The 23339-nt window shown below is 62.3% G+C and carries 25 protein-coding genes and 1 tRNA gene; 8 read left to right on the plus strand and 18 right to left on the minus strand.

The window, feature by feature from the left end; all coding sequences use genetic code 11:
• Nucleotides 1-367: 367 nt before the first annotated feature.
• Entirely contained in the window at nt 368-1567 is a 1200-nt protein-coding gene (locus KCX59_RS15990) for an acetyl-CoA C-acetyltransferase (RefSeq protein ID WP_179019719.1), read from the plus strand.
• Nucleotides 1567-2061, plus strand: coding sequence for an aminoacyl-tRNA deacylase (locus KCX59_RS15995; RefSeq protein ID WP_179019717.1), 495 nt, complete (start codon nt 1567-1569; stop codon nt 2059-2061). The genes KCX59_RS15990 and KCX59_RS15995 overlap by 1 nt, the downstream gene beginning before the upstream one ends.
• Nucleotides 2062-2195: 134 nt before the next feature.
• Here KCX59_RS15995 and rplL read toward each other — a convergent pair whose 3' ends face one another.
• The 9 genes from rplL to KCX59_RS16040 form a co-directional block, all read right to left on the minus strand.
• Nucleotides 2196-2573, minus strand: a complete 378-nt coding sequence (rplL, locus tag KCX59_RS16000) for a 50S ribosomal protein L7/L12 (protein WP_011775604.1) — start codon at nt 2571-2573, stop codon at nt 2196-2198.
• A 76-nt stretch (nt 2574-2649) separates the two neighbouring features.
• Nucleotides 2650-3243, minus strand: coding sequence for a 50S ribosomal protein L10 (gene rplJ / locus KCX59_RS16005; protein WP_011775605.1), 594 nt, complete (start codon nt 3241-3243; stop codon nt 2650-2652).
• A gap of 299 nt (nt 3244-3542) precedes the next feature.
• Complete coding sequence (locus tag KCX59_RS16010; protein WP_178997209.1) at nt 3543-4712, minus strand: GNAT family N-acetyltransferase; 1170 nt, start codon at nt 4710-4712, stop codon at nt 3543-3545.
• Entirely contained in the window at nt 4691-5800 is a 1110-nt protein-coding gene (locus KCX59_RS16015) for a GNAT family N-acetyltransferase (RefSeq protein ID WP_179019715.1), read from the minus strand. The genes KCX59_RS16010 and KCX59_RS16015 overlap by 22 nt, the downstream gene beginning before the upstream one ends.
• 109 nt (nt 5801-5909) lie before the next feature.
• Nucleotides 5910-6617, minus strand: coding sequence for a 50S ribosomal protein L1 (gene rplA / locus KCX59_RS16020; RefSeq protein WP_024817602.1), 708 nt, complete (start codon nt 6615-6617; stop codon nt 5910-5912).
• A gap of 147 nt (nt 6618-6764) precedes the next feature.
• Nucleotides 6765-7196: a 50S ribosomal protein L11 gene (gene rplK / locus KCX59_RS16025; protein ID WP_011775609.1), complete on the minus strand. Its 432-nt coding sequence runs from the start codon at nt 7194-7196 to the stop codon at nt 6765-6767.
• 130 nt (nt 7197-7326) lie between these two features.
• Nucleotides 7327-8172, minus strand: coding sequence for a transcription termination/antitermination protein NusG (nusG, locus tag KCX59_RS16030; protein ID WP_179019713.1), 846 nt, complete (start codon nt 8170-8172; stop codon nt 7327-7329).
• Between the two features lie 114 nt (nt 8173-8286).
• Nucleotides 8287-8568, minus strand: a complete 282-nt coding sequence (secE, locus tag KCX59_RS16035) for a preprotein translocase subunit SecE (RefSeq protein ID WP_091469017.1) — start codon at nt 8566-8568, stop codon at nt 8287-8289.
• A gap of 80 nt (nt 8569-8648) precedes the next feature.
• Nucleotides 8649-8721: transfer RNA gene (locus tag KCX59_RS16040), tRNA-Trp, on the minus strand.
• A 252-nt stretch (nt 8722-8973) separates the two neighbouring features.
• Here KCX59_RS16040 and KCX59_RS16045 point away from each other — a divergent pair.
• Nucleotides 8974-10203 (plus strand): pyridoxal phosphate-dependent aminotransferase, encoded by a 1230-nt coding sequence (locus tag KCX59_RS16045; RefSeq protein WP_178997212.1) that lies wholly within the window; start codon nt 8974-8976, stop codon nt 10201-10203.
• A 112-nt stretch (nt 10204-10315) separates the two neighbouring features.
• On the opposite strand, the gene KCX59_RS16050 is transcribed toward KCX59_RS16045, so the two are convergent.
• Together KCX59_RS16050 and KCX59_RS16055 are read right to left on the minus strand one after the other, a co-directional pair.
• Nucleotides 10316-10990 carry a LuxR C-terminal-related transcriptional regulator gene (locus KCX59_RS16050; protein ID WP_178997214.1) on the minus strand — a complete coding sequence of 225 codons (675 nt, stop codon included), beginning with the start codon at nt 10988-10990 and terminating at the stop codon, nt 10316-10318.
• Nucleotides 10987-12558 (minus strand): ATP-binding protein, encoded by a 1572-nt coding sequence (locus KCX59_RS16055; RefSeq protein WP_179019711.1) that lies wholly within the window; start codon nt 12556-12558, stop codon nt 10987-10989. Before KCX59_RS16055 ends, KCX59_RS16050 begins: the two co-directional genes overlap by 4 nt.
• A gap of 125 nt (nt 12559-12683) precedes the next feature.
• Between KCX59_RS16055 and KCX59_RS16060 the strand changes: the two genes are divergently transcribed.
• The 5 genes from KCX59_RS16060 (at nt 12684) to KCX59_RS16080 (ending at nt 16978) form a co-directional block, all read left to right on the plus strand.
• Nucleotides 12684-14312 (plus strand): PspC domain-containing protein, encoded by a 1629-nt coding sequence (locus tag KCX59_RS16060; RefSeq protein ID WP_179019709.1) that lies wholly within the window; start codon nt 12684-12686, stop codon nt 14310-14312.
• A gap of 1 nt (nt 14313) precedes the next feature.
• Nucleotides 14314-14688: a hypothetical protein gene (locus tag KCX59_RS16065; protein WP_179019707.1), complete on the plus strand. Its 375-nt coding sequence runs from the start codon at nt 14314-14316 to the stop codon at nt 14686-14688.
• Nucleotides 14689-14737: 49 nt separating this feature from the next.
• A complete protein-coding gene (locus KCX59_RS16070) occupies nt 14738-14986 on the plus strand; it encodes a PspC domain-containing protein (RefSeq protein ID WP_054809083.1) in 249 nt (82 codons plus the stop codon).
• A gap of 199 nt (nt 14987-15185) precedes the next feature.
• Complete coding sequence (locus KCX59_RS16075) at nt 15186-16211, plus strand: ATP-dependent 6-phosphofructokinase (RefSeq protein ID WP_014922397.1); 1026 nt, start codon at nt 15186-15188, stop codon at nt 16209-16211.
• A 17-nt stretch (nt 16212-16228) separates the two neighbouring features.
• Complete coding sequence (locus KCX59_RS16080; RefSeq protein ID WP_179019705.1) at nt 16229-16978, plus strand: GNAT family N-acetyltransferase; 750 nt, start codon at nt 16229-16231, stop codon at nt 16976-16978.
• 105 nt (nt 16979-17083) lie between these two features.
• Here the strand turns inward: KCX59_RS16080 and KCX59_RS16085 are convergent, their stop codons facing one another.
• The 7 genes from KCX59_RS16085 to KCX59_RS16115 all read right to left on the minus strand — a co-directional run bounded on the left by KCX59_RS16085 (nt 17084) and on the right by KCX59_RS16115 (nt 23105).
• The gene (locus KCX59_RS16085; protein ID WP_179019703.1) at nt 17084-18601 is read right to left on the minus strand and encodes a DHA2 family efflux MFS transporter permease subunit; all 1518 of its coding nucleotides are present in this window, start codon (nt 18599-18601) and stop codon (nt 17084-17086) included.
• Nucleotides 18585-19214 (minus strand): PadR family transcriptional regulator, encoded by a 630-nt coding sequence (locus KCX59_RS16090; protein WP_178997226.1) that lies wholly within the window; start codon nt 19212-19214, stop codon nt 18585-18587. The genes KCX59_RS16085 and KCX59_RS16090 overlap by 17 nt, the downstream gene beginning before the upstream one ends.
• Before the next feature lie 125 nt (nt 19215-19339).
• Nucleotides 19340-19732: an ankyrin repeat domain-containing protein gene (locus KCX59_RS16095; RefSeq protein ID WP_091469036.1), complete on the minus strand. Its 393-nt coding sequence runs from the start codon at nt 19730-19732 to the stop codon at nt 19340-19342.
• Nucleotides 19729-20814 (minus strand): YgfZ/GcvT domain-containing protein, encoded by a 1086-nt coding sequence (locus tag KCX59_RS16100; RefSeq protein ID WP_178997228.1) that lies wholly within the window; start codon nt 20812-20814, stop codon nt 19729-19731. Before KCX59_RS16100 ends, KCX59_RS16095 begins: the two co-directional genes overlap by 4 nt.
• A gap of 22 nt (nt 20815-20836) precedes the next feature.
• Nucleotides 20837-21556 (minus strand): flavodoxin family protein, encoded by a 720-nt coding sequence (locus KCX59_RS16105; protein ID WP_178997229.1) that lies wholly within the window; start codon nt 21554-21556, stop codon nt 20837-20839.
• A 49-nt stretch (nt 21557-21605) separates the two neighbouring features.
• The gene (locus KCX59_RS16110) at nt 21606-22205 is read right to left on the minus strand and encodes an FABP family protein (protein WP_017200247.1); all 600 of its coding nucleotides are present in this window, start codon (nt 22203-22205) and stop codon (nt 21606-21608) included.
• A 165-nt stretch (nt 22206-22370) separates the two neighbouring features.
• Nucleotides 22371-23105, minus strand: coding sequence for a permease (locus tag KCX59_RS16115; RefSeq protein WP_091469045.1), 735 nt, complete (start codon nt 23103-23105; stop codon nt 22371-22373).
• Between the last annotated feature and the right edge of the window lie 234 nt (nt 23106-23339).

Raw genomic sequence — 23339 nt, forward strand, 5'->3', positions numbered from 1 at the left:
CATCCTGCAGAGTGCTCCGCAGGATACTTGTTCCGGTTCCGCTATATGACCCGGACCCAGTCCGCTTATGACAGTGCACGTTTCGGAACGGCACGTCAATGACGCAGCTGAGAGGTAAAGCCCACCGCTATATGAAGGCTGAAGGTTAACAGGGAAGACGCAAATATCTACGATACGGCAAAGCAGCCTTTCTGTCTACCCCAGATCGGCCGTGATTGCAAGCACGGTTGCTGCAGGCACCAATGCCCGGGCACATACTTGGGGAAGCCGGCAAGGAATGGGGGTAACGGCACAATTGTTGAAGAGATAGGCTGGCGCGCGCTCCGCGATAGCCTTGCTACACCACTCCCGGATCGGAAGAGAGACCATGACCAACTCCGCTGACGACAATGACGTTGTCATCCTTGCTGCTTCCCGCACACCACAGGGTCGGCTCAACGGGCAATTGGCGGGCTTCACCGCCGTCGACCTCGGCGCTCATGCCATAACCGCCGCGCTGGCGGCCAGCGGTGTCAAAGCCGAGCAGGTGGACGCTGTCATCATGGGCCAGGTTCTTCAGGCCGGTGCAGGCCAGAATCCGGCCCGGCAGAGCGCAATCGCCGCAGGTGTCGGCTGGAACATCCCTGCCGTCACCATCAACAAGGTGTGCCTATCCGGCCTCACAGCCGTCATTGATGCCGCACGCATGATCCGCAGCGGCGACGCCACAGTGGTAGTTGCCGGAGGCCAGGAATCCATGACCCGGGCGCCACACCTCCTCCCGGGATCCCGGCAAGGGTGGACGTACGGAGCCATCCAGGCGCTGGACGTCGCCGCCCATGACGGCCTCACCGATGCTTTCGACGGACAGTCCATGGGATTGTCCACGGAAACGAAGAACGTCACGCTCGGCATCGATCGCAAGGCCCAGGATGAAGTTGCGGCAGCCTCGCACCAACGGGCTGCCGCCGCCATCGCGGCCGGAACCTTCGACGTCGAAATCGCTCCGGTAAGCGTCAAGCAGCGCAAGGGCGATCCACTGGTGCTCACCACGGATGAAGGCATTCGCCCCAACACCACAGTGGAGACGCTGGCACCGCTCAAGGCTGCATTCGCCACCGACGGCACCATCACGGCCGACAACTCCTCTCCCCTGTCCGACGGCGCCTCCGCACTGGTACTGACCAGTCGCCGCTTCGCCAAGGACAACGGGCTGGACTACCTGGCTGTGGTGGGCAAGCCCGGGCAGGTTGCAGGACCTGACAACTCGCTCCATTCACAACCTTCGAACGCCATAGCCCAGGCATTGAAGCGCGCCGGTTGGACGGCAGAGGACCTGGACTTCATCGAAATCAATGAGGCTTTCGGTTCCGTGGCCGTCCAGTCCCTCAAGGACCTCCGCTATCCCTTGGAGAAGTGCAACATCCACGGCGGCGCCATTGCCTTGGGCCACCCCATCGGGGCGTCCGGGGCACGGCTCGCGCTGCATGCCGCACACGAGCTCAAGCGCAGGGGGACCGGAAAAGCGGCTGTCTCCTTGTGCGGAGGCGGAGGCCAGGGTGAAGCCCTCCTCCTTTACCGCGACTGATGACTAACGCAGTGCCTGTGCCCGGGATGGAGGGTGCCGAACGATTCCTGTCAGACGCCGCCGCGCGCGGTCTGGACGTCGACGTCGTCGAGCGTCCAGCTGCCCGCAGTTTGGAAGAGGCTGCCGTCATCCTGGGCATCAGGCCCGCGGACATTGTCAAGTCGTTGGTGGTCAAACACCGCGACGGCAGTTTCCTCTTCGCACTCATTCCCGGGGACCGCCAGATCTCCTGGCCCAAGCTGCGAGCCTTGGTAGGCGTCAATAAGCTCTCGCTCCCCCACGCCGACGTCGCCTTGGCCGCCACCGGCTACGAGCGTGGAACCATCACTCCGCTTGGCAGCACCACACCGTGGCCTGTTTATGCCGACGCCACCATTGCCGGGCGACGTATCTCGATGGGTGCCGGGGCGCATGGCCGAAGTGCTTTCGTTGACGCGGACGCACTCACCGCAGCACTGGGCGCGGTAGTAGCGGACATCAGCGAACCCAACTAAGTCGCAGCTGAGCACGTTTTGAGAGCCCAAAACGCGCTTAACTGCTACCTACTTGGGTGCCCGAAACCTTGCGTGTATTAAACGCAGGAAGCCCCGCCCGGCGAACCGGACGGGGCTTCCACAAGCAAGACGAGTTACTTGAGGGTAACCGTTGCGCCAGCTTCTTCGAGCTGAGCCTTTGCCTTCTCGGCAGCTTCCTTGGTGGCGCCTTCGAGAACAGCCTTCGGTGCGCTGTCAACCAGGTCCTTGGCTTCCTTGAGGCCGAGGGAGGTGATGGCGCGAACTTCCTTGATCACTGCGATCTTCTTGTCGCCAGCAGCTTCGAGAACGACGTCGAATTCGGTCTTCTCTTCAGCAGCTTCAGCAGCACCGCCGGCAGCGGGGCCAGCAACTGCAACAGCAGCAGCCGTAACTTCGAAGGTCTCTTCGAAGAGCTTGACGAACTCGGAGAGCTCGATGATGGTCAGTTCCTTGAAAGCTTCAATGAGCTCTTCGTTGCTGAGCTTCGCCATGGTGGCGTCCTTCCATTAGTTGATGCAGATCCGGGCTAAGCCTGTCCATGCACCAGAGTTTGATTGAGGGGAGAACTTAGTTCTCTTCGGTTGCAGCTTCAGCGGCTTCGGCCGGAGCCGCGACCTCTTCAGCAGCAGCCTCTTCAGCGGCCGGGGCTTCTTCAGCGGCCGGTGCAGATGCGCCGCCCTCTTCTTCAAGCTTGAGGCGCAGGGCGTCGATGATGCGTGCAGCAGCGGATGCGGGAGCCTTGAGGACACCAGCAACACGTGCAAGCTGCAGCTCGCGGGACTCGAGGGCTGCCAGTGCGGCAACTCCTGCTGCGTCCAATGCCTTGCCTTCGAAGACGCCGGTCTTGATAACCAGCTGCTTGTTGGCCTTGGCAAAGTCCGTCAGGCTCTTGGCAGCAGCAACAGCGTCACCCTTGATGAAGGCGATTGCAGTAGGGCCGGCGAGCTGATCGTTGAATGCTTCAACTCCAGCTTCCTTGGCTGCAATGGCGCTCAGGGTGTTCTTGACGACCGAGAACTTGGTGTCCTGGCCGAGCGCAACACGCAGTTCCTTGAGCTGTGCAACAGTGAGCCCGCGGTATTCGGTCAGGACAGCCGCGTTCGATTCCTTGAAATCGTTGGTGATCTCTGCAACTGCTGAGATCTTGCTAGGCGTTGTCATAACCCTCCTTCCGGGGAATAAAGCCGGTCTTCCGGGTCCCCGCTCACGAGAGCTAAAACTAAAAACGCCCCGCGCAGATGCACGGGGCTTGGCTCAACACAGTTTGATCCGTGGAGACTTGCTTCGTTCACCTGCGCCGGCCGCCCTATGTTCAGGGTCCTTCGTCAAGGAATCCGCTTTTACCTCAAGGGCACAGCTACAGATTTGAGCTTTGCTCGAAAGAGTGGATTCCCATCAACCGACGGTCTTTGGTACTTCAAGGTTACGGGAGAGTGTTCGGCAAACCAAATCGGCCATGCCTAGTCTGACGATGTAGCCCCTGTGAGCCTGCCCGGAAGTTCCTTCTGCCACAGTCCGGTGACGCCCGCGGTGGTAAATCCCAACTGCTTGTTCACGGTCAGGAGGTACCTGTTCTCGGGCGCGTTCCAGGTATAGATGACCCGGGCGTCCGGAAACTGCTCACTCAGCCGTTCCATGTTGGCGATCTTGATCAACAGACCGAGCTTGTTGCCCCGGTGCTCCTGCAGGACCAACGTGTCGTCCTGGAAAACCACATCCTGGCGGTGCGCAAGGACGCTGATGGTGGTCAAACCCACCAGCCGCCCGCTCTCTACATGCTCGACGGCGGTCACCACCGTGCGCCGGCCCTGCGCCAAGGCCGCATCCTCGGTTTCGCGAAGTACCGTTGCGTCGAAGACCATGCCGCTCGCTTCCACTTCAGGGGCGTCTTCGTCGCCAGCGTCACGGACTACCTCGCCAGCGGCGTTCTCCAGGGCGGCCACGGCTTCCAGCCAGGGCTCGGGGCAACGGTCAGTCCAGTGGTGCAGGGTGTACCGGCCGCCGTTGGCTTCTTCGGCTTCAAGCTGCAGATCCCCCACCAGCTTGGAATCCAGGGGGAGCACGCATGAACTGAACTGTTCGATGTGTTGAAGGGTGTACCCGGCACGCTTGGCGAAGTCCACCTCCCTGCTGCTCTCAGGAACAAACCCGGCCCCGCTGCCCGGGATCAACTGGTCCTCGGGTATCTCAGTGAGCGACGTTGCCGGGTGGTTGGTATCCACCAACGCCATGGTGCGTCCCTCCGCCCGGGCGAGCTGCTCCGCTGCCTCCAGCAACTGACGGCCAACCCCTTGGCCCTGGAACTCAGGAAGGATGTCCAGGGTGAACTCGGCCAGGTCCAGGTTATCCGCCAAGGGCAAGGCAATATCTACCGTGCCCACAATGACGCCCTCTACTTTTGCCACCAAAATAATCTGGCGCTCATAGGGATCGGAAAACTCCAACAGCTTTTCCAAAGGCGTATAGGCGAGGTCGTCACTCCCCCATGTCTCCATACGTACCCGGCGCCCAACTTCAACGGCGTCCAGGAAATCAGCGGCGTCGGGGCTGTCCAGGGTGTCAGGCACCCACAGCTGCTCGACTTGAACGGTCTTCGCCTCGTCTACAGTCATTCCAGCCGTTTCTGCCATTCGCCGTCAAAGCCGGAGGGCTTGAATCCTAGTGCGATATTTATGGCCAGCATATGCCGGTTTTCATCGGCGTTCCATGTCATAACGGACGTGGCGCTGGGCCATAGCTCGTGAATACGGCGAAGATTGGCAATCTTGACCAGCATGCCAAGGCGGTGTCCGCGGTGCCCTGGGGCAACCAACGTGTCCTCTTGGTAGACCATGCCCGGGGTAGCCTCGCGGTGGGTAAGTATGGTGTAGGCCGCCAACTCCCCTGTGGCGTCGTGCCGGGCAACAGTTGCCATGGAAGCAACGCCGCCTGCCAGCCACGTGGATTCCTCGAGACGGACGCGGTTGGCATCCCAGTCCTCGCCCTCCCAGCCAAGGCCTGCGATGGGCACCTCGGTGCTCATGAGGCTTTTGAGCTTCGCGAACACATCCACAAGCTCATCAGGGCAGCGGTCCTGCCACCCGATGAGGCTGTAGCCTGCTGCCCGGTTTGTTGCCTGCTCTTCAAGGTTCTGCAGCAGCGCTTCTTCGACCGGGAGGGGCAGCGTGCTGTTGGTTTCGACCTGCTCCAGGGAATATCCGTGATGGAGGGCAAAGCGGGTAGAGGCGGAATTCATTGGGACGCCACCCGTTCCTGACTTTGCCTCCAGCAACTCAATGCCCGGGATGAGGAGCCGGATTGGTTCCGCGCAAAACGCGTCAAAGGACGTGCGGTCCCGCTCACGCGCCACTTGCTCCAGCACCCCGAGGACCCTAGTCCCAATGCCGCGCCGACGAAAGGCAGCGTCCACCAGGACGTCCACGCCCGCCGTCGTCGTGTTTTCGCTAAGGGGCAGAGTCAGTGTGCCGCTGCCCACTACGGTTCCGTCGAGGCATGCCAGGAAAACATGCCGTTCTTCGTATTCATTGCCCTGCCAGAAGAGGACAGCTTCGGCCAGCGTGGAGCAACGGTCCAGGTTTCCCCAGAGATCCATGTGGTGGGCAACGTCCAGGTCATGGAAGGCGCGGAAATCAGGCTCCCCCTTCGCGTCGGGGCTTTTCGGGACCGGGATCCGCTGCACGGACAACCCGGCAATGGCGGAAGAGTTCGACGTCGGCACGCACCACAGCCTACGGCTCTCCCCCCGTGGTGAACAGGGAAAAGGGCAAGAAAAAGGACCGCCCGGCAAAGCCGGACGGTCCTTTTATCAGAGCAAGTGCCCGCGAAGCTTACGCGTCGACGAGGACCTTGGTGACGTTCGGGTCAACGGTGATGCCCGGGCCGAACGTGGTGGCAACGGTAGCCTTCTGGATGTAGCGGCCCTTGGAAGCGGACGGCTTCAAGCGAAGCACCTCTTCCAGAGCAGCTGCGTAGTTCTCAGCCAGCTTGTTGATGTCGAAGGACACCTTGCCGATGATGAAGTGCAGGTTGGAGTGCTTGTCGACGCGGAAGTCGATCTTGCCACCCTTGATGTCGTTGACAGCCTTGGTGACGTCCGGGGTAACCGTACCGGTCTTCGGGTTCGGCATCAGGTTACGCGGGCCGAGGACCTTACCGAGGCGGCCAACCTTGCCCATGAGGTCAGGGGTTGCCACTGCGGCGTCGAAGTCGGTCCAGCCGGCTGCGATCTTTTCGATCAGGTCATCGGAACCAACGAAGTCGGCGCCGGCAGCGATAGCTGCTTCAGCCTTGTCGCCGGTTGCGAAAACGAGGACGCGGGCGGTCTTACCGGTGCCGTGGGGCAGGTTGACGGTGCCACGAACCATCTGGTCAGCCTTACGCGGGTCAACGCCCAAACGGAAAGCGACCTCAACGGTTGCGTCGAACTTGGAAGGATTGGTGTCCTTCGCGAGGGTGATGGCCTCGATCGGGGCGTAGACCTTGTCTGCCTCGATCTTGGCTACGGCTGCCTCATATGCTTTGCTGCGCTTTGCCATGCTGCTATTTCTCCTTGTGCAGTTGTGGTCTGCGGACCGCGCTGGGCCCTGCCACAAGTCGCGGATCCGGCAAGGATCCTGCGACATTTCAATGTTTCAGATGCCGGTTGCCCGGCGGGTGAAGGCCACAAGGGCCTTCGAAGGTTACTAGCCTTCTACGGTGATGCCCATGGAGCGGGCGGTGCCTGCGATGATCAGGGCAGCTGCCTTGATGTCGTTGGCGTTGAGGTCTTCCATCTTGGTGGAAGCAATTTCCTCAACCTGTGCCTGGGTCAGCTTTGCAACCTTGACGGTGTGCGGGGTAGCCGAACCCTTGGCGACGCCTGCAGCCTTCTTGATGAGCTCTGCAGCCGGCGGGGTCTTGGTGATGAAGGTGAAGGAACGGTCTTCGTAAACCGTGATTTCAACCGGGATAACGTTTCCGCGCTGGGATTCCGTTGCAGCGTTGTACGCCTTGCAGAATTCCATGATGTTGACACCGTGCTGGCCAAGCGCAGGACCGATCGGCGGAGCCGGGTTAGCGGCACCTGCCTGGATCTGCAGCTTGATGAGGCCGGTGACCTTCTTCTTGGGAGCCAATGTAGGGTCCTTCTCTCAATAGCTTCCTGGGACACAGGAGCGCGTCCCAGGTTGGTGGCCGCCATGGCGAGGCGGCCGGCCGCTCCCGAACTGCTAAGCAGGCAGGACTGGAGCGAAATTTTGGAATCAGCTAGATCTTGGTGACCTGGTTGAATGCGAGCGTCACCGGGGTTTCGCGCTCGAAGATCGAGACCAGGACCACCAGGGTCTGGGACTCGGGCTTGATCTCGGAGATCGTTGCCGGGAGGGTCTCGAACGGACCTTCCTTGACGATGACCGACTCGCCGACCTCGAAGTCGACGGCCACGGGAGCCTGGTTCTGCTTATTGACGGGCTTGCCCTGCTCTGCCTGCTCTTCTTCGAAGACCGGGGCGAGCATGGAGAAGACCTCATCGAGCCGCAGCGGGACGGGGTTGTGGGCGTTGCCCACGAAGCCGGTGACACCCGGCGTGTGGCGAACGGCGCCCCAGGAAGCGTCGGTCAGGTCCATGCGGACAAGGACATAGCCGGGAATGCGCACGCGGTTGATGACCTTGCGCTGCGCGTTCTTGATCTCGACGACCTCTTCCATGGGCACCTGGATCTCGAAGATGTAATCTTCCATGTCCAGGGTCTGGATGCGGGTCTCAAGGTTGGCCTTCACGCGGTTTTCGTAACCGGCGTAGGAGTGGATGACGTACCAGTCACCTTCCTGGCGGCGCAGCTTGCCCTTGAATTCTTCAGCCGGATCGGCCGGCGCTGCAGCAGCAGCGGCTGCCAGGTCGTCGCCGTCGGACTCTTCCTCGTCGCCTGCAGCGTCGTCCGGCGCGTCATCAGACTCGGCGTCCACGTCGCCTTCGAAGTCCTCTTCGGAATCGTCGGCGTCGGCAGATTCGGGCGCAGCGGAATCAACCTCGGACTCTTCCACAGCCTCAGCTGCGGCGCCCTCAGTTTCTTCCAGCTCAGTCTCGTTTACCTCGAGCTCCTGCTCAGACACTTGGTCTCCTGCTTCCTCATTGCCTAACATGCCTATTTAAATGGCTCAATTCCGCAAACCCCGCAAAATCCCTGAGCTAACAAGGAATTTCACACAGTTTGCGGACAGATCCGCTTAGCGGTCCGTGACGCCTGTCCCACCGAAGACCCAGCTGGCTCCCGTCCCGAAGGCGATGTCCAGCAGGCTGACGATGAGCATCATGATGGCCACGAACACCAGCACCACGAGCGTGTAATTGATCAGTTCCTTGCGGGTGGGTGCAACGACCTTCTTCAGTTCACCAATTACCTGGCGGACGAAGAGTGCAATACGGGCGAAGAAGCCACGATCGGCTTTCTTGGCGGGACGGCCCTTCGAGCTGCTGGCAGCTGTTTCGGTCACCTGGTCCTCACTCACCTTGCAAAGTCGTTGACCCGACTCTGATCAGAGCCATGGTTGCTGCGCGTGCCCCGGCGTTTCCGCCGGAACAGCTTGCGCAGGGCAGACAGGACTCGAACCTGCAACCTGCGGTTTTGGAGACCGCTGCGCTACCAATTGCGCCACTACCCTATGGATCGAATCCATGTTTCAGGCCGCACTTCAGCCTGTGGTGCTTTTCAACACCGGTGAACCAGTCTACGCAAGAAATTCGCGTTAGTCGAACCGGCCCGATTCCGGAGTCCCCAGCCGTAAAAGCCTGTGACCAGCATTATCAGTCACAAAGTTCTGTAGGCACCCGGGAGCTCCGCAGAACAGCATAAGGTAGTTTACGTCGAATCCCATCATCCAGCCCTCGAGCTGCCTGCGTAGAACGGTACATAGATGTCTGCCGGAACAACTACCGCCCGCATTTCACAGCGAATCTCCGCCATTGCAGAATCCGCCACCCTTGCCGTTGACGCCAAGGCCAAGGCACTGAAGGCCGCGGGACGTCCCGTGATCGGTTTCGGTGCCGGCGAACCTGATTTTCCAACCCCGGACTACATCGTCCAGGCCGCCATTGAGGCGGCAGGCCAGCCGAAGTACCACCGCTACTCCCCCGCCGGTGGCCTCCCCGAGCTGAAGAAGGCTATCGCCGAGAAGACCCTGCGGGACTCCGGTTACCAGGTTGATCCTTCCCAGGTCCTGGTGACCAACGGGGGTAAGCAGGCCGTCTACAACACGTTCGCGACCCTCGTGGACCCGGGCGACGAAGTCATCATCCCCACTCCCTTCTGGACCACGTACCCGGAAGCCATCCGACTCGCCGGCGGCGTGCCCGTTGAGGTCTTCGCCGGCCCGGAACAGGGCTACCTGGTAACCGTCGAGCAGCTCGAAGCCGCTGTCACGGACAGGACCAAGATCCTGTTGTTCGTTTCCCCGTCCAACCCCACCGGCGCTGTTTACAGCCCGGAGCAGGTTGCGGAGATCGGCAAGTGGGCCGCGTCCAAGGGCCTCTGGGTTGTCACTGACGAGATCTACGAGCACTTGACCTACGACGGCGTCGAGTTCACGTCCATCGCCACTGCTGCGCCGGAACTGGGCGACAAGGTTGTCATCCTCAACGGTGTTGCCAAGACCTACGCGATGACCGGTTGGCGCGTGGGATGGATGATCGGCCCTGCCGACGTCATCAAGGCCGCCACCAACCTGCAGTCCCATGCGACGTCCAACGTCTCCAACATCATGCAGATCGCAGCCGCAGCAGCCCTCACGGGTCCGCTGACCGCCGTCGACGAAATGAAAGTTGCGTTCGACCGACGCCGCAAGGCGATTGTCGCCGGCCTGAACGCGATCGAAGGTGTTGAATGCCCGACGCCGACCGGCGCCTTCTACGTCTACGCGGACGTGCGCGGCCTGTTGGGTAAGGAATTTGAGACCTCCAATGGTCCCGTCCGCCCGTCCACCTCTGCGGAACTCGCCACCCTCATCCTCGACGAAGTTGAAGTTGCCGTCGTTCCGGGCGAAGCCTTCGGTCCTTCCGGCTACGTGCGGTTGTCCTACGCACTCGGCGATGACGACCTCGCAGAGGGTGTCCGCCGCATCCAGGAGTTCCTGGGCAAGGCCAAGTAGCAACCAGCCAACGGAAACGCTCTTCCACCTGTGACAGGTGGAAGAGCGTTTCCGTTTAAGGCGCGGGAAGTGAGAGAGCGATCGGGAAAACCCGACGGGAAATGAGAGAGCGTTAGAGGAGTCGACGCTCGGCCGCCCACTTGGTAAGTTCGTGGCGGCTGGATAGCTGGAGCTTCCTCAGTACTGCCGACACATGTGTTTCCACCGTCTTGATGGAGATGAACAGCTCCTTGGCCACCTCCTTGTAGCTGTAACCCCGGGCAATGAGCCGCATGACTTCGAGTTCGCGGGCAGAAAGCTTGTCCAATTCGTCGTCTGCGATGTCAGCGGGAGCGGTCCCGAAAGCGTCCAGTACAAAGCCTGCCAAACGGGGAGAGAAGACGGCATCGCCATCGGCCACGCGGATGACGGCGTCGGAAATCTCCTTGCCCGAGATGGTTTTGGTGACGTATCCACGTGCTCCGGCCCGGATGACCGACACCACGTCCTCGGCGGCGTCGGACACGCTCAAGGCCAGGAAGCTGGTGGTGCCGAGCAAAGCGCCGGAGCCGGCAATGACTTCACGTCCGCCACCGCCCAATCCGCCCGGGAGGTGCACGTCCAGGAGCACGACTTCAGGGCGGGTCCCGGCTATGACGGCAATGGCCTGTTCCACGGTGCCGGCCTCGCCCACCACATCCATACGTTCGTCGAGGTCCGCTTTCAAACCGGAACGGAAGATGGTGTGGTCGTCCACGATGACCACGCGCACCCTGCGTCCGACACCACTTTCAGGGCTGTTGTTCATTGCTTTGTTTCTCCATTCCGATGTTCGGCATTCCGCAGGTCGCCATTCCGCTGCTCGCTGGCGTCCGGACTTATTGATGGAAGGGCCAATCGGACTTCCGTTCCATCGCTGCTGCTGTTGATGACCGCCGTGCCGCCGTGCCGCTTCATCCGGCCGATGATCGACTCCTTAACGCCCAGCCTGTCATCCGGGACAGCATCAGGGTCGAAGCCCGGGCCGCGGTCTTTGATGAAGATCTCCGTACTACCGGCAGTGCTCTCCAAGTAAACGGACACTGTCCCGCCACCATGGCGGGCGGCATTGAGCATGGCTTCCCTGGCTGCCTGGACCAAGGCCTCGTGCCGGTCCGTCATGTCGGTGTCCCCTACAGTGACTACCTCCACGGCATGTCCATGGGAGTCCTCCACTTCTGCCGCCACGGCCTTGATCCTGTCTGCCAGAAGGCCCGATTCCTTGGCGGGATCACTGAACAGCCAGGAGCGGAGTTCGCGTTCCTGGGCCCTCGCGAGCCGTATGACGTCCTGCTCGGATCCCGCACGGCGCTGGATGAGTGCCAGGGTCTGAAGGACGGAGTCGTGCAAGTGGGCAGCGATCTCTGCGCGTTCAGTTTCACGGACCCTGCCGGCCCGTTCCGCTTCAAGGTCCTTCCAGAACTTCAGCCCCCACGGCAGCAATACCAAGGCAACACCGCCCAGGACAGCGACGGAGGCAAGGAGCGCCAGCCACGTCTGCTCCCACGACCCCGAACCGGACACCATCACCAGGACGCCGGCAACCACTAGGGCCAATCCCGCTGCCAAGCGCGTCCATCCGCCGGCTTGGTCGGCCTTCGTCTTGTCCACCAGGCCGGCCCTGCGGGTCTCATCGAGCTGCATCCAGGCAATCGCTGCGCCACCGAGGATGGCGGCCGCCGGAATGAGTGTCCCCAAAGGGACGTCGACGCCGAACTGGCGGGCGATCAGGATCGCAGCAACCAAGAGCAAGGCTGCGCCGAGCAGGATTTCCTTGCCGTACTGGATCTTGCGGAACGTGAACCACGACGACAACGTACTTCCGGTGCCGTTGGTTGCTTTGTCCCTGGATGCTGCCCAATCCCACGATGACGCGGCACTGCCAAAGGCCGCAGGTTCGGCGACGGACCCGGCGCCTGCATGCCCGAGGGCAGAACCGATACCCGGGACAGAACCGTTGCCTGGAACACGACTGCTCCCTGCGACTGAACCGGACACCGGAGGCGCGCCGGCCACCGTCGGCGAGGGTCCGGCGTCGTACGTTGGCGCCGCGGAAGGGCCGAGTGCCACAGAGGTGGGCGGGAGGCTCACCGCAGGAGCAATGGGCGACGCCGGGCGGCGGGCGTTGCGCTTGGCGTTCTCGTCCGCGGTGGGAACCATGGTCCACAGCCACGCGTAGAAGGCCACGCCTGCTCCACCGGCGAAGCAGGCCAGAATCATCCCCAGCCGGACGAACTTGACCGGCCAGCCCAAATGATCGGCCAAACCGCTGCAAACGCCCGCGATCATGCGGTCGCTGCTGCGGACCAGCGTGGGGCGTTGCACAACGGTTGTCATGTACCAATCCAAACACGGATCAGGGTGCCCCGGACCGGAAACCGGCGTTGTTCGGGGGTCCCTCAGGGATCAATCAGGGTATCCCCCAGTAGAGGGAAGGATGGCCCGGGCGGCAGGATCGAAGTATGAACGCGAACAGCATGAACCCAGAGGAACCCGGAACGCCAGGCACCGCCGGCGAATCCGGCTCCAGCGCCAACACCGGCGCTTCCACCGGCGCCCCTGGCGCTACATCCGGGGCCACGTCCGAGGCACCCTCCGGGGCACCTTCGGGGGCACCATCCGCGGCACCCGATGAAGCCGGCGTGCCCTCGGGAACCGGTGCCCCCAGCGGCGGTTATCCGCAAGCCGGCAGCGCTCCTGCAACCTCCCAGCAGAACTTCTTCGACTGGATCCGTGACCAAGGCATCCGCCGGGGACCGGACCGTTGGATCGGCGGCGTCTCCAGCGGAGTGGCCCACCGGTTCGGCATCGACCCCCTGATTGTGAGGGGCATCTTCATTGTCCTGGCACTGTTCGCGGGCGTCGGCGTGCTGCTGTACGGCGTAGCCTGGGCGCTCCTCCCGGAGCCTGACGGCCGCATCCACGTGCAGGAAGCAGCCGCGGGCCGATGGTCAGGGGGCATGACCGGTGCGTTGATCACCACCATTATCGGCCTGCCCAGCCTGGGCCGCGGCTTCTGGGGCTGGGGTTGGGATGGACTGCCCGGACTGTTCTGGACGCTCTTCTGGATGGGCGGCGTCTTCTACCTCATCTACTTCCTGGTTCAACGCAACAAAGCTTCGAAGGGAACTCCACCTGTGGGCCATCAGAATTACTCCGCGACGCCGTACTCTTCCGGCAGGACAGCTGCCTACGGTACGCCCACGTCCTTCGCGTCCACCACGACCACCGGCACTAACACCGGTGTGCCTGTCTACGGCAGTGGCCAGCCCGGCAGCAAATCCTACGGAGCTCCTTCCGCAGGCGGTGCCTACGGCCCGGCAGGTGGCTACGGTTCCGGGCCGGTTCCCCCGTCAGGGCCGTTCGGCCCCTCAGGACCGTCCACGCCTTCGGGCCCGCGTCCTCCTTACGGTTCCACTCCCCCGCAAGGTTGGCAGCCCGAGCCCGCCGTTCCCAAGCGCAGGGGACCCGGGGCTGCGATCGTTTCGGTCTCAGCCGGTGCGGCACTTCTTGCCGGCGGCACGTTGAAAGCGCTCGACGCCGGAAACGTCATCGATTTGGGCAACTCGGGCAACGCCGTGGTGTGGGCTGCCGGTGCCGCCGTACTCGGGTTGGGCATCCTCATCGCGGGACTTCGTGGGCGGACGTCAGGCTTCCTTGGCTTTCTCGCCGTGGCCGCCCTGATCATCGGCGGAATCTTCAATGTGGTCCCCAGGGACGGCGACCGCTTCACCTTCCATGACGTGAACTGGGCGCCCACCAGTCTGGAGCAGGCACGGCAAGGCATCGATGTAACCGGGGCACAAGGTGTGGTGGACCTGAGCGAAATCACCATGACGCCCCCGCTGGTTTCCGAGGTCCTGATTCCGGTTGATGCCACAGCCAGCAACGTCACCGTGGTCATTCCCGATGACGTCCCCGTTGAGGTCCGGGCAGACATGACATTCGGCAACCTCAACGAACGCGGCACGGACCGGGGCGGCCGGCTGCAGGACGAGAGGACCCTCTACAACACAGAAAAGCCCGGAGCCAACCTCGTGGTGGAAATTGACGGCACGTTCAGCAACGTGACCATCCAGGAAGGAAACTGATATGAGCACCAACGAGCCAGGCAAGGCACGCGAAGCCCAAGCAAGCGAGCCACTGCCCAAGGAAACCCGCCCCACGGAGGCCCTTCCAAAGCCGAGCCTTCAGCAGATCCCGCTCACGCCACCGCTGGAGCCCAGCTTCAAGGTGGAGCACGCGGACGACGACGAACCCCGCCAGGCCCGGATCGGCACAGTGGTGTGGGGATTGATTGTGATCGCCCTGGCGGCCCTAATCGTCATCTCGACACTCGGTTGGGTCACGCTGAACGGTACGTATGTCCTGATCGGCCTGATGATCGGCGCCGGCGCCGCCTTGGTCGTGGGTGGTCTCCTCTCGGCCCGTAAGGGCTCCGGCACCACGAAGAGCCCGGCGAAGTGACTCGAAGCAGCAACGTGACAAAGCAACCGCAACAGGGAAGGGTGTAGCCATGGACAAGTTCTTCAGCATCGTCAGGGGCTTCGGCCTGAAGCGTGGTCCGCAACGCTGGCTCGGGGGAGTCTGCGGCGGAATCGCAGCAAAGCTCAGGGTCGACGTAGCGTACGTCCGGGTCGCTTTCCTGCTCTTCTGCCTGCTGCCCGGCCCCGCATTCGTGGCCTATATCCTGGGCTGGCTCATCTTGCCGGACCAGAACAACAAGATCGCGCTCGAATCCTTCATCAGCCAGCGTTCCCGGTAGTTGCCGGTTACGGCCAGCCGAAACAATGGAACGCCCCGCCAAATGGCGGGGCGTTTCCTTGTTTTCAGCCAGGTTTCCAATACCGCACGGTCAGGGTCAAAAGTAACCATTTGTGTCCCACCCCACATGCGCGTCTACAATCATTGGGAGCTCAGCGTGGCGCTCTGCACGTATTCCTCCAAGCCATGAGTGAGCAAACATGAAAATTGGCATTCTTACCAGCGGTGGCGACTGCCCCGGCCTCAACGCAGTGATCCGGGGATCAGTCCTTAAGGGCATTGCCATCCACGGCCAGGAGTTTGTGGGCTTCCGCGACGGCTGGCGCGGCGTAGTTGAAGGTGATGTCATCGACATCCCCCGCACCATGGTCCGCGGTATCGCCAAGCAGGGTGGCACCATTCTGGGCACTTCCCGCACCAACCCGTTTGAAAACGGCGGCGGCCCGGACGTCATCAAGGCACACATGGAACGCCTTGGCATCGACGCCATCATCGCTATCGGGGGCGAGGGAACACTGGCAGCTGCCAAGCGCCTCACCGACGCGGGCCTGAAGATTGTTGGCGTCCCCAAGACCGTGGACAACGACCTTGATGCCACTGATTACACCTTCGGTTTCGATACCGCTGTCCAGATCGCCACTGAGGCCATCGACCGGCTGCGCACCACCGGCGAATCCCATCACCGCTGCATGATCGCCGAAGTCATGGGCCGCCACGTCGGTTGGATCGCCTTGCACGCCGGCATGGCAGCCGGGGCCCACGCCATCCTGATTCCGGAGCAGAAGGCAAGCATCGAACAGATCACTGAATGGGTCCAGGAAGCCCACGACCGTGGCCGTGCGCCGCTGGTAGTGGTTGCCGAGGGCTTCGTTCCGGACCACATGGAGTCCCCGCACTCCGAGCGCGGCCTGGATACGTTCGGCCGTCCCCGCCTTGGCGGCATCGCTGATCAACTCGCCCCCGAAATCGAAGCGCGCACGGGCATCGAAACCCGGGCCACCATCCTCGGCCACATCCAGCGTGGTGGCGTCCCCACGGCCTACGACCGCGTCCTGGCCACGCGCCTGGGCATGGCAGCCATCGACTCCGTGGTGGAAGGTCGCTGGGGCACCATGGTGGCCCTGAAGGGGACGGACATCTCCCACGTGGGCTTCGAGGAAGCTCTCGGCAAGCTCAAGACCGTGCCGCAACACCGCTACGACGAAGCGTCTGTGCTGTTCGGCTAGTCGGCTAGGCTGAATCCATGACTCTAGAGCCCACGTCTGCTGCCATTATCCAGCTGGCGTGGGCTCGCCGTTTGGGGCTCGACGACGACGCTTTCGCCAGCGCGGCTGCCCGGCTCACCGCTTCTGCGGTAGACCCAGAGGAACCCGGCAACCGCATTACCCGTGTGGATGATTCTGCGCGGGCCTTGGTTTTCCTGCGCCTCTTTGGCGTCTCGGCGCTCGTGGGGCCGCAGTGGGCGCTGGATGCGGCGGCGCCAATTCCGGACACCGAGCTCGCTCAGCACGTGACGCTGCTGACCATCACCCGATCACACGGCGGACACGGCCTGGGGTCATCCGCCTTGTTCTTTGCGGACGATCTACCGCTCAAGCAGCCGTCCGACGAACTCACGGTTTCGCAGGGCAACCCCGAAGCAATCAGCCTGGAGGGATTATGCCCGCCGGATGACGTCAATGAAGTCGGGTTGCAAGGGCTCGAGCATCGCTTCACTATCATGCACCCCGAAGAGGACCAGCCTACGCCCGTGGCCTGCGGAGCCTATGCCGAGTGGGAAGGCATCCTGGCCAACATGGGTGTCCTGGTTGCGCCTCCCTGGCGACGACGCGGCGTGGGCACCCTGGCCGCGTCCATCGCTGCGCACGAGGCCCTGGCATCCGGGCTGACCCTCCAATGGAAGGCCGATGTCAGCAACACCGGAGCGCTCGCGATGGCCCGCAGCCTTGGCTTTGCCACCGGCGGGCTCCACGCGAGCGTGCTCCTCGGCTGACAAAGCGCCGAACCGGCCCTGCTTTGGGCAAATAAAGGGCTGGAACAGCGCTTAAAAAGGGCAGGACCAGCCCAAAAGCGGGCTGGTCCCGACACCGAACAAATGCTACTTCCGGACAGTTTCCTGTACGGCCGGCTCTCCAGCCGCTTCCCCACCCCAACCGCTGACCGACTTCGGCTTGCCAAAGAACAACGCCACCACGGCACCCAGCAGAATCGCGCAGGCGGGCAACAAGATGGACTGGCTCATCGCCGTCGAGAATCCCGCGTGGAGCGCTTCCGGCAACACTCCGCCCAGGGAGGCTTCGCCAACAGGAGCCCCGGCGGGAGCTGCGGGCAACTCCGCTGCGAGCCGCGACTGGATAAGGGCGGCGATGGCAGCCGAACCGAGGACAGCACCGATTTGGCGTGTGGTGTTGAAAACGCCGGAACCGGCCCCTGCCTGGCGTGGTTCCAGGTTGCGGGTGGTCGCGTTGGACACCGGCCCCCAGATGAAGGCATTGGCAACACCTTGCAGTGCGCTGGGCAGCAGGAACATCCAGATGGGAGTATCCGGCCCCAGCAGGGACGCCGTCCAGAACAGAGCCCCGGCCAGGCAGACGAGGCCGAAGGATGCGAACCAGCGCGGGTTGGCACGGTCTATGAGCTTGCCCACGAACGGGGCCAGCGCACCTGAAATAACGGCCATGGGAATCATCAGCAACGCAGACTGCGTCGGCGTCAGGCCCCGCACGGTTTGGTAGTAGAAGATGGTGGGCAGCGGGAAGGCGGTCACCGTGAAGCCAACCGCCATGATGGCGGTGTTGCCCAGGGAGAAGTTGCGGTCCTTGAACAGGCCAAGCGGCAGCAGGGGTTCCCCGCCGCGGCGTTCAAGGAGCCACTGCCAGGCGACAAACAGCACCAGGACCACAAGTCCTGTAATGATCAGTCCCCACACGGAAACGAAGCCTGTGACTGTTCCCCACTTGTACGTTTGACCCTCTTGGATGCCGAAGACCAGCAGGAACATGCCGACGGCGGAAAGCACCACGCCCACGACGTCGAACGTATGGCTGTGCGTGGTCAGTTTCGGCACGAAACGCATTACCAGGATGAAGGCCACGATCCCGATGGGGACATTGACGAAGAAGATCCACTCCCAGCCGAGGCTGTCCACGAGCAAGCCACCGAGGATCGGCCCGATCAGCACAGCCATGCCGGCTGTGGCTCCCCACAACCCCATGGCTGCACCACGGCGGTCCGGAGGGAAAATGCGCGTAATTACGGCCATGGTTTGGGGAGTCATCATGGCCGCACCCAAGCCTTGGACTGCCCGGGCCGCGATCAACATGGTGACGTCGCCGGAGAGTCCGCACCACAGCGAAGCAAGCGTAAAGACAACCAAGCCGATCAGGTACAGGTTCTTGGGCCCGAAACGGTCACCCAGCCTGCCAGTGATCAGCAACGGTACGGCATAGGCCAGCAAGTAGGCGCTGGTAACCCAAATGACGGCATTGATGTCCGTGTTGAGGCCCTCCATGATCCGAGGGTTGGCCACCGACACGATAGTGGTGTCGATGAGGATCATGAAGAAGCCCACCACCAGTGACCACAGGGCGGGCCACGGCTTAGCTACGTTTTCCAAGGGATTCCTTTGGCTTGTATGAAAGTTCGGTTGGAGTTGGCCGGGGTTCATCCCAAGGCAGGCGCCCAGTGCGCAACTCCTCGAGGAGTTCGCGGATCCACGCGATCTCCGTTCGGCGCATTGCTTGTTGATACGTGATGTCGATCCAGTACTTGCGATCCAGCCCCTTGGCCGTCACGGTTGCCTCGGCATGAACGAGGAAGTCGAGATCGGTTCCGAGGGCTACCAGCCGCTCCGCCAGCAGTTCCATCACCACAGCCGCGGGAAGGTTATGGGCTTCGGCGATTGCGTGGGGAAACACGGGGTATTCGTTGACGGGCGTGGAGAGCATGTCTTGGATCCGCGCATCGAGGGCCTCATGTCCGGCGGCGGTAATCCTGTAGGTGGTCCGTTCGGGACGGTTGCCTTCGCGTTCCGTTCCTGCGGCCTCCACAAGCCCGCTTTCCGCCAGCCGGCCCACTGCGTGATAAAGAGTGCCGGGGCGGACTTTGACGAGGCGGTCCTCATGGCGTGCCATCAACAATTGGTACATCTCGTACGGATGCATGGGTTGCTCTGCCAGGAGCGCCAGTGAAGCGACACCGAGCGGCGTCAGTTCCGCGATTTTTGGCACGATGACCTTCTTCCCCATCAAATATTCCACAACAACTATTCCACGTGGAGTATCGGCACGCAAGAAAGCCCGGACGCAGGAAAGCCCGGCCGCACAGCGACCGGGCTTCCCTCGTCATACCTGCTTTAGCCCAGGAGGGCTTGAATCTCCGATCGGGCGAACATCGAAGCGGCCTCACGCGCGGTGGGAGTTCCGGCGTCGGGATCTGCTCCCGCGTCCAGCAGGACCCGCGCCACATCCGTGTATCCCTTGAAGACAGCTCCGGCGAGTGGGGTCTGTCCTCGATCATTCGCGGCGTTGACGTCAGCACCGTGATGGAGGATCAGCTGCACGGCTTCCGCATGCCCGTGGTAGGCCGCCAGCATCAGCAGGGAGTCACCAGCGGCATTCGTCAACGTGGCAGGAGCGCCGGCGTTCAAGTAGCCACGCAGCAGTTCTGTGTCACCTTCGCGGGCAGCATCGAACAAGGCATGGGCCAAGGCCAACGTTTCGTCGTCGGGGCCTGTAGCTTGGGTCATCGGTGGGGTCCCTTCAGGAATCCGGTCTGGCGCCCGACAACCTGGCCGGCGTCGGGGGCGACGATCACTTCCTGGGCTGCGATGTACGGTTCCTCGCCGTCCATCACCGTCAGGGTTTCTTCCGCCGAAACGGACCGTTTGATCACGGCCAGAGCAACGGGTCCCATTTCAAAGTGCTGCGCCACCGATGTCAGAGTACCTACCTTGCGCTCCCCGACAAATACGACGCTGCCAACGGCCGGCAACGTGTGCTGTGACCCATCAAGCTGGAGGAACACGAGGCGCCGGGGCGGGTGGCCAAGATTGTGGACACGCGCTATGGTCTCCTGCCCCTTGTAGCAGCCCTTGTTCAGGTGCACCGAGGTCCTCAAGAGATCCAGCTCGTGGGGAATCGTCTTTTCATCAGTCTCAGCGCCAAGGCGGGGCCGCCACGCTGCAATCCTCAAGGCATCTGCCGCCATGGCACCTGCCAAGGGGAGGCCTTCCACGACTTCAGCCAACTCGCTGGCCGGTACAAGGTACTCGAACCAAGGGCGTTCAAGTCCGGGATGCGATTCTTCCGGGACGATGCTGTACGCGTAACCCCCAGGGCTCACGTGCGGCCACGGATCCTCCCACACCAGGCGGCCGGACAGCCGCTCCACCGGCTTGGTGGCGCCCAGCACGGCCCACTGCTCCGAGACGTCGTCGATCTCGACGCGGAGCATGAACTTCATCCTGTTCAACCACTCAGCAAGCGGCGCGGCCTCGGCGGCCTCTACGATCAGCCACGTTGTGCTGCCGTCGTCAATGACACGGGCATCGAACTCGATGCGGCCTTGGACGCTGAGCAGCAGCAGTTCGCTGGCGACGCCCGGCTGGAGATTCGTGAGCTGCTGGGATGAAAGTGTGTTCAGCCAGCTGAGCCGGTCCGGGCCGCCCACGGTCACCACGCCACGGTGCGAAAGATCGACGACGGCGGTACCGGTTGCCAGGGCGCGCTGCTCACGCAGTGGTTCACCGTAGTGGGCCGCGACGCCGGCATCGAGGCCAGTATCTTCAACGGCGCCAGGGCGCGACAACAGGGGGCTCTTGTAAGTCATATGTAGTAGAAGTCCTTGCGAGTCAGCGGTATTCCGGGTTTTCGAAATCGAATCGGGTGCCCGCTTTCCATTCCTCCGGCAAGTTGCCGTAGGCGGGAATTCCCCCGGCATCCCGCAGGAGCTTGGCCATGTGGAGCAGGTTCCACGTCATGAAGGTGGCGTTCCTGTTAGTAAAATCACTCTCCGGCCCGCCCGATCCTTCATCAAGATAGCTGGGTCCGGGTCCCACCGGGCCGATCCATCCGGCGTCGGCCTGGGGCGGAATGGTGAAGCCGATGTGCTGAAGGCTGTACAGCACGTTCATGGAACAGTGTTTGATGCCGTCTTCATTGCCGGTGATGAGGCAGCCACCCACCTTGGGGTAGAAAGCCCATTGGCCCTTGCTGTTCAGTTCGCCGGAGTGGGCATACAAGCGCTCGATGAGTTTCTTGGTCATGGATGAGTTGTCGCCCAACCAGATGGGCCCTGCAACCACAACGATGTCGGCGTCGCGGACATGCGGGTAGATCTCAGGCCACTCGTCGGTCTTCCAGCCGTGCTCGCGCATGTCCGGGTAGACACCACTGGCGATGTCGTGGTCCACGGTCCGGATGAGGCGGGTACTGACGCCCTGCTTCTCCATGATGTCCCGGCTGATTTTGATCAGGCCGTCGGTGTTGCTGAGCTGCGGCGAGGGCTTGAGCGTGCCATTGAAAAAGACAGCCTTAAGCCCGCTGTAGCCCTCCGGTTTGAGGTTGTTCACTATCTGCTCCTTCTGCTGGTTGCCGTGGAACGTACAGTGAGGCCTCGGGTCAGGACACCTTGTGGAGGAATGCCGAGGCGTGCGCTTCGAGAGCCTTGCCGCTGGCAGCGACATCCCAGCGCCAAAGGAGGTTGCCATCTACCAAACCGAAGATGCGGGTGGCCGCCGTGTACTCCTTGGAGTGGCTTCCACGCATCACCATGTCGGTGCTCAGCTGGATCTGGGGTCCCTTGATCTGGCCGTAGTAAAGCTCGGTGATTCCGCCGGGGTGGGCGATCGACACTGAGATGTCGAAGCCGCCCTCCTTGTTTCGACGCTCCTCGACTTCGTCAGCTGTCTTGAGGACGGGGACGATGTCGGCCGGGATCAGGCCGGGGCCTCCGTCGCCCTCTTCAAGTTTCCGCTCCAACGCCCAGAACCCTGTCTCAACGGTCAACGGGCGCAACTTCTCGCCGGCGTCGTCACTGAGCCAGGTCTCGGCCCGGTACTGCAAGTACGGAAGCCCGTTGTGGGTGAAGGACACGTGCTGGACGAAATGCTCGGAATCTTCGTCTCCGCTGCCGAGCCGGCCGCGGCCTTCCCACTCACCAATGAGCCAGGAAAGAGGGACGAGTTCGGGCGTCAGATCTGTTGGGATCTCAATAGGCACAACGATTACCTCTGTCGAGCTGCAGGATCAGAAGGTTACTTCTGGCCCTTGAAAAGGCGGTAAACGACAAATCCGGCAAACCATGCCATGGCGACGCTGGCCAGACCAAGGAGAACGAGGAAGAAGATTTCAAATGCGAGTACAGACATGATGCAATCCTAACCGTTAGTAGATGAGTAGTTTGTCTATGAAGTAAGCCAAGGCCCCCACAGCCCAAACGGGTGCTACGCCCATTCCTATTGCTGCCGGGATGTTGAGGCGCCCCCGCCGGAGGGTGGTCATCCGCCGGAAGCAAACGAGGACGGAACCCACCACCACGCCAACCAAAGCGGCCGGAAGCACGGCGATATCGGAGAAAACAAGGCCCGCCAGCGGTCCCATCAGGCCAGCCATCACAACGCCGAGCGGAGCCACGATCCGGTCCGGCCAACGGATGATTCCCACCAGCAGGGCCACCGCGGCACTGAGTCCGGCCACAAGGACCATCTCCTTGACGCCGTTGAACCGTGCACTGGCGATCCATCCCGCACCAAGGCAGTTCAGCAGCACACCGGCAGAGCAGCCGAGGGTGGATTCCAAGCGTTGGGCCTGCCCGGTGCCCCTGACCAGTTGGACGACGAACACTGCCATCACGCCCAAGGCCACGAACGCGGGTGTACCGTCCAGGAATCCAGGCGCCGGCATATAGGCAGCGGTGACAGCAGATCCCGCGCCGGCGAGACCAATGACGGCGGCCAGCGTTTTCTTGGCCGGGACAGCCAGAAAGTGCGGCCACCCGATCCCGACAGCCGCTGACGCCGCGATGCCTGCGCCCACCATGGCTTCCCGGGAAACGAAGGTGCTGGCCACGATGGCTGCGAGCGCCACGAGTCCGAATACCCCGATGCTCCAAGACTTCACTGTGTGCCGACCTCAATCCGATGCGCCTTACGACCTCTCGACAATCCTGCCTTAAGCTGACCCAATATGTCGTAATTCCAGCGCTTGCCCGTCACGAATCCATGTGTCGCAAGGCACTGATGGGTATACTCAGACTTCAACAGCGCACTGTGTTGGCCGCGATCCCGTTACAACGGGAGAGGCTGCCAATGCGTTGTGACCGACCGGTGAGACTCCGGTTTCGACGCCCGATGA

Origin of the sequence: Paenarthrobacter nitroguajacolicus (assembly GCF_051027655.1) — a bacterium.
Taxonomy (GTDB): domain Bacteria; phylum Actinomycetota; class Actinomycetes; order Actinomycetales; family Micrococcaceae; genus Arthrobacter; species Arthrobacter nitroguajacolicus.

Excerpts from the sequence above, each read along its gene's own strand:
- KCX59_RS15990 (WP_179019719.1), top strand. The coding sequence starts at position 368 with ATGACCAACTCCGCTGACGACAATGACGTTGTCATCCTTGCTGCTTCC.
- KCX59_RS15995 (WP_179019717.1), top strand. The coding sequence starts at position 1,567 with ATGACTAACGCAGTGCCTGTGCCCGGGATGGAGGGTGCCGAACGATTC.
- rplL (WP_011775604.1), bottom strand. The coding sequence starts at position 2,573 with ATGGCGAAGCTCAGCAACGAAGAGCTCATTGAAGCTTTCAAGGAACTG.
- rplJ (WP_011775605.1), bottom strand. The coding sequence starts at position 3,243 with ATGACAACGCCTAGCAAGATCTCAGCAGTTGCAGAGATCACCAACGAT.
- KCX59_RS16010 (WP_178997209.1), bottom strand. The coding sequence starts at position 4,712 with ATGGCAGAAACGGCTGGAATGACTGTAGACGAGGCGAAGACCGTTCAA.
- rplA (WP_024817602.1), bottom strand. The coding sequence starts at position 6,617 with ATGGCAAAGCGCAGCAAAGCATATGAGGCAGCCGTAGCCAAGATCGAG.
- KCX59_RS16045 (WP_178997212.1), top strand. The coding sequence starts at position 8,974 with ATGTCTGCCGGAACAACTACCGCCCGCATTTCACAGCGAATCTCCGCC.
- KCX59_RS16050 (WP_178997214.1), bottom strand. The coding sequence starts at position 10,990 with ATGAACAACAGCCCTGAAAGTGGTGTCGGACGCAGGGTGCGCGTGGTC.
- KCX59_RS16055 (WP_179019711.1), bottom strand. The coding sequence starts at position 12,558 with ATGACAACCGTTGTGCAACGCCCCACGCTGGTCCGCAGCAGCGACCGC.
- KCX59_RS16060 (WP_179019709.1), top strand. The coding sequence starts at position 12,684 with ATGAACGCGAACAGCATGAACCCAGAGGAACCCGGAACGCCAGGCACC.
- KCX59_RS16065 (WP_179019707.1), top strand. The coding sequence starts at position 14,314 with ATGAGCACCAACGAGCCAGGCAAGGCACGCGAAGCCCAAGCAAGCGAG.
- KCX59_RS16070 (WP_054809083.1), top strand. The coding sequence starts at position 14,738 with ATGGACAAGTTCTTCAGCATCGTCAGGGGCTTCGGCCTGAAGCGTGGT.
- KCX59_RS16075 (WP_014922397.1), top strand. The coding sequence starts at position 15,186 with ATGAAAATTGGCATTCTTACCAGCGGTGGCGACTGCCCCGGCCTCAAC.
- KCX59_RS16080 (WP_179019705.1), top strand. The coding sequence starts at position 16,229 with ATGACTCTAGAGCCCACGTCTGCTGCCATTATCCAGCTGGCGTGGGCT.
- KCX59_RS16095 (WP_091469036.1), bottom strand. The coding sequence starts at position 19,732 with ATGACCCAAGCTACAGGCCCCGACGACGAAACGTTGGCCTTGGCCCAT.
- KCX59_RS16100 (WP_178997228.1), bottom strand. The coding sequence starts at position 20,814 with ATGACTTACAAGAGCCCCCTGTTGTCGCGCCCTGGCGCCGTTGAAGAT.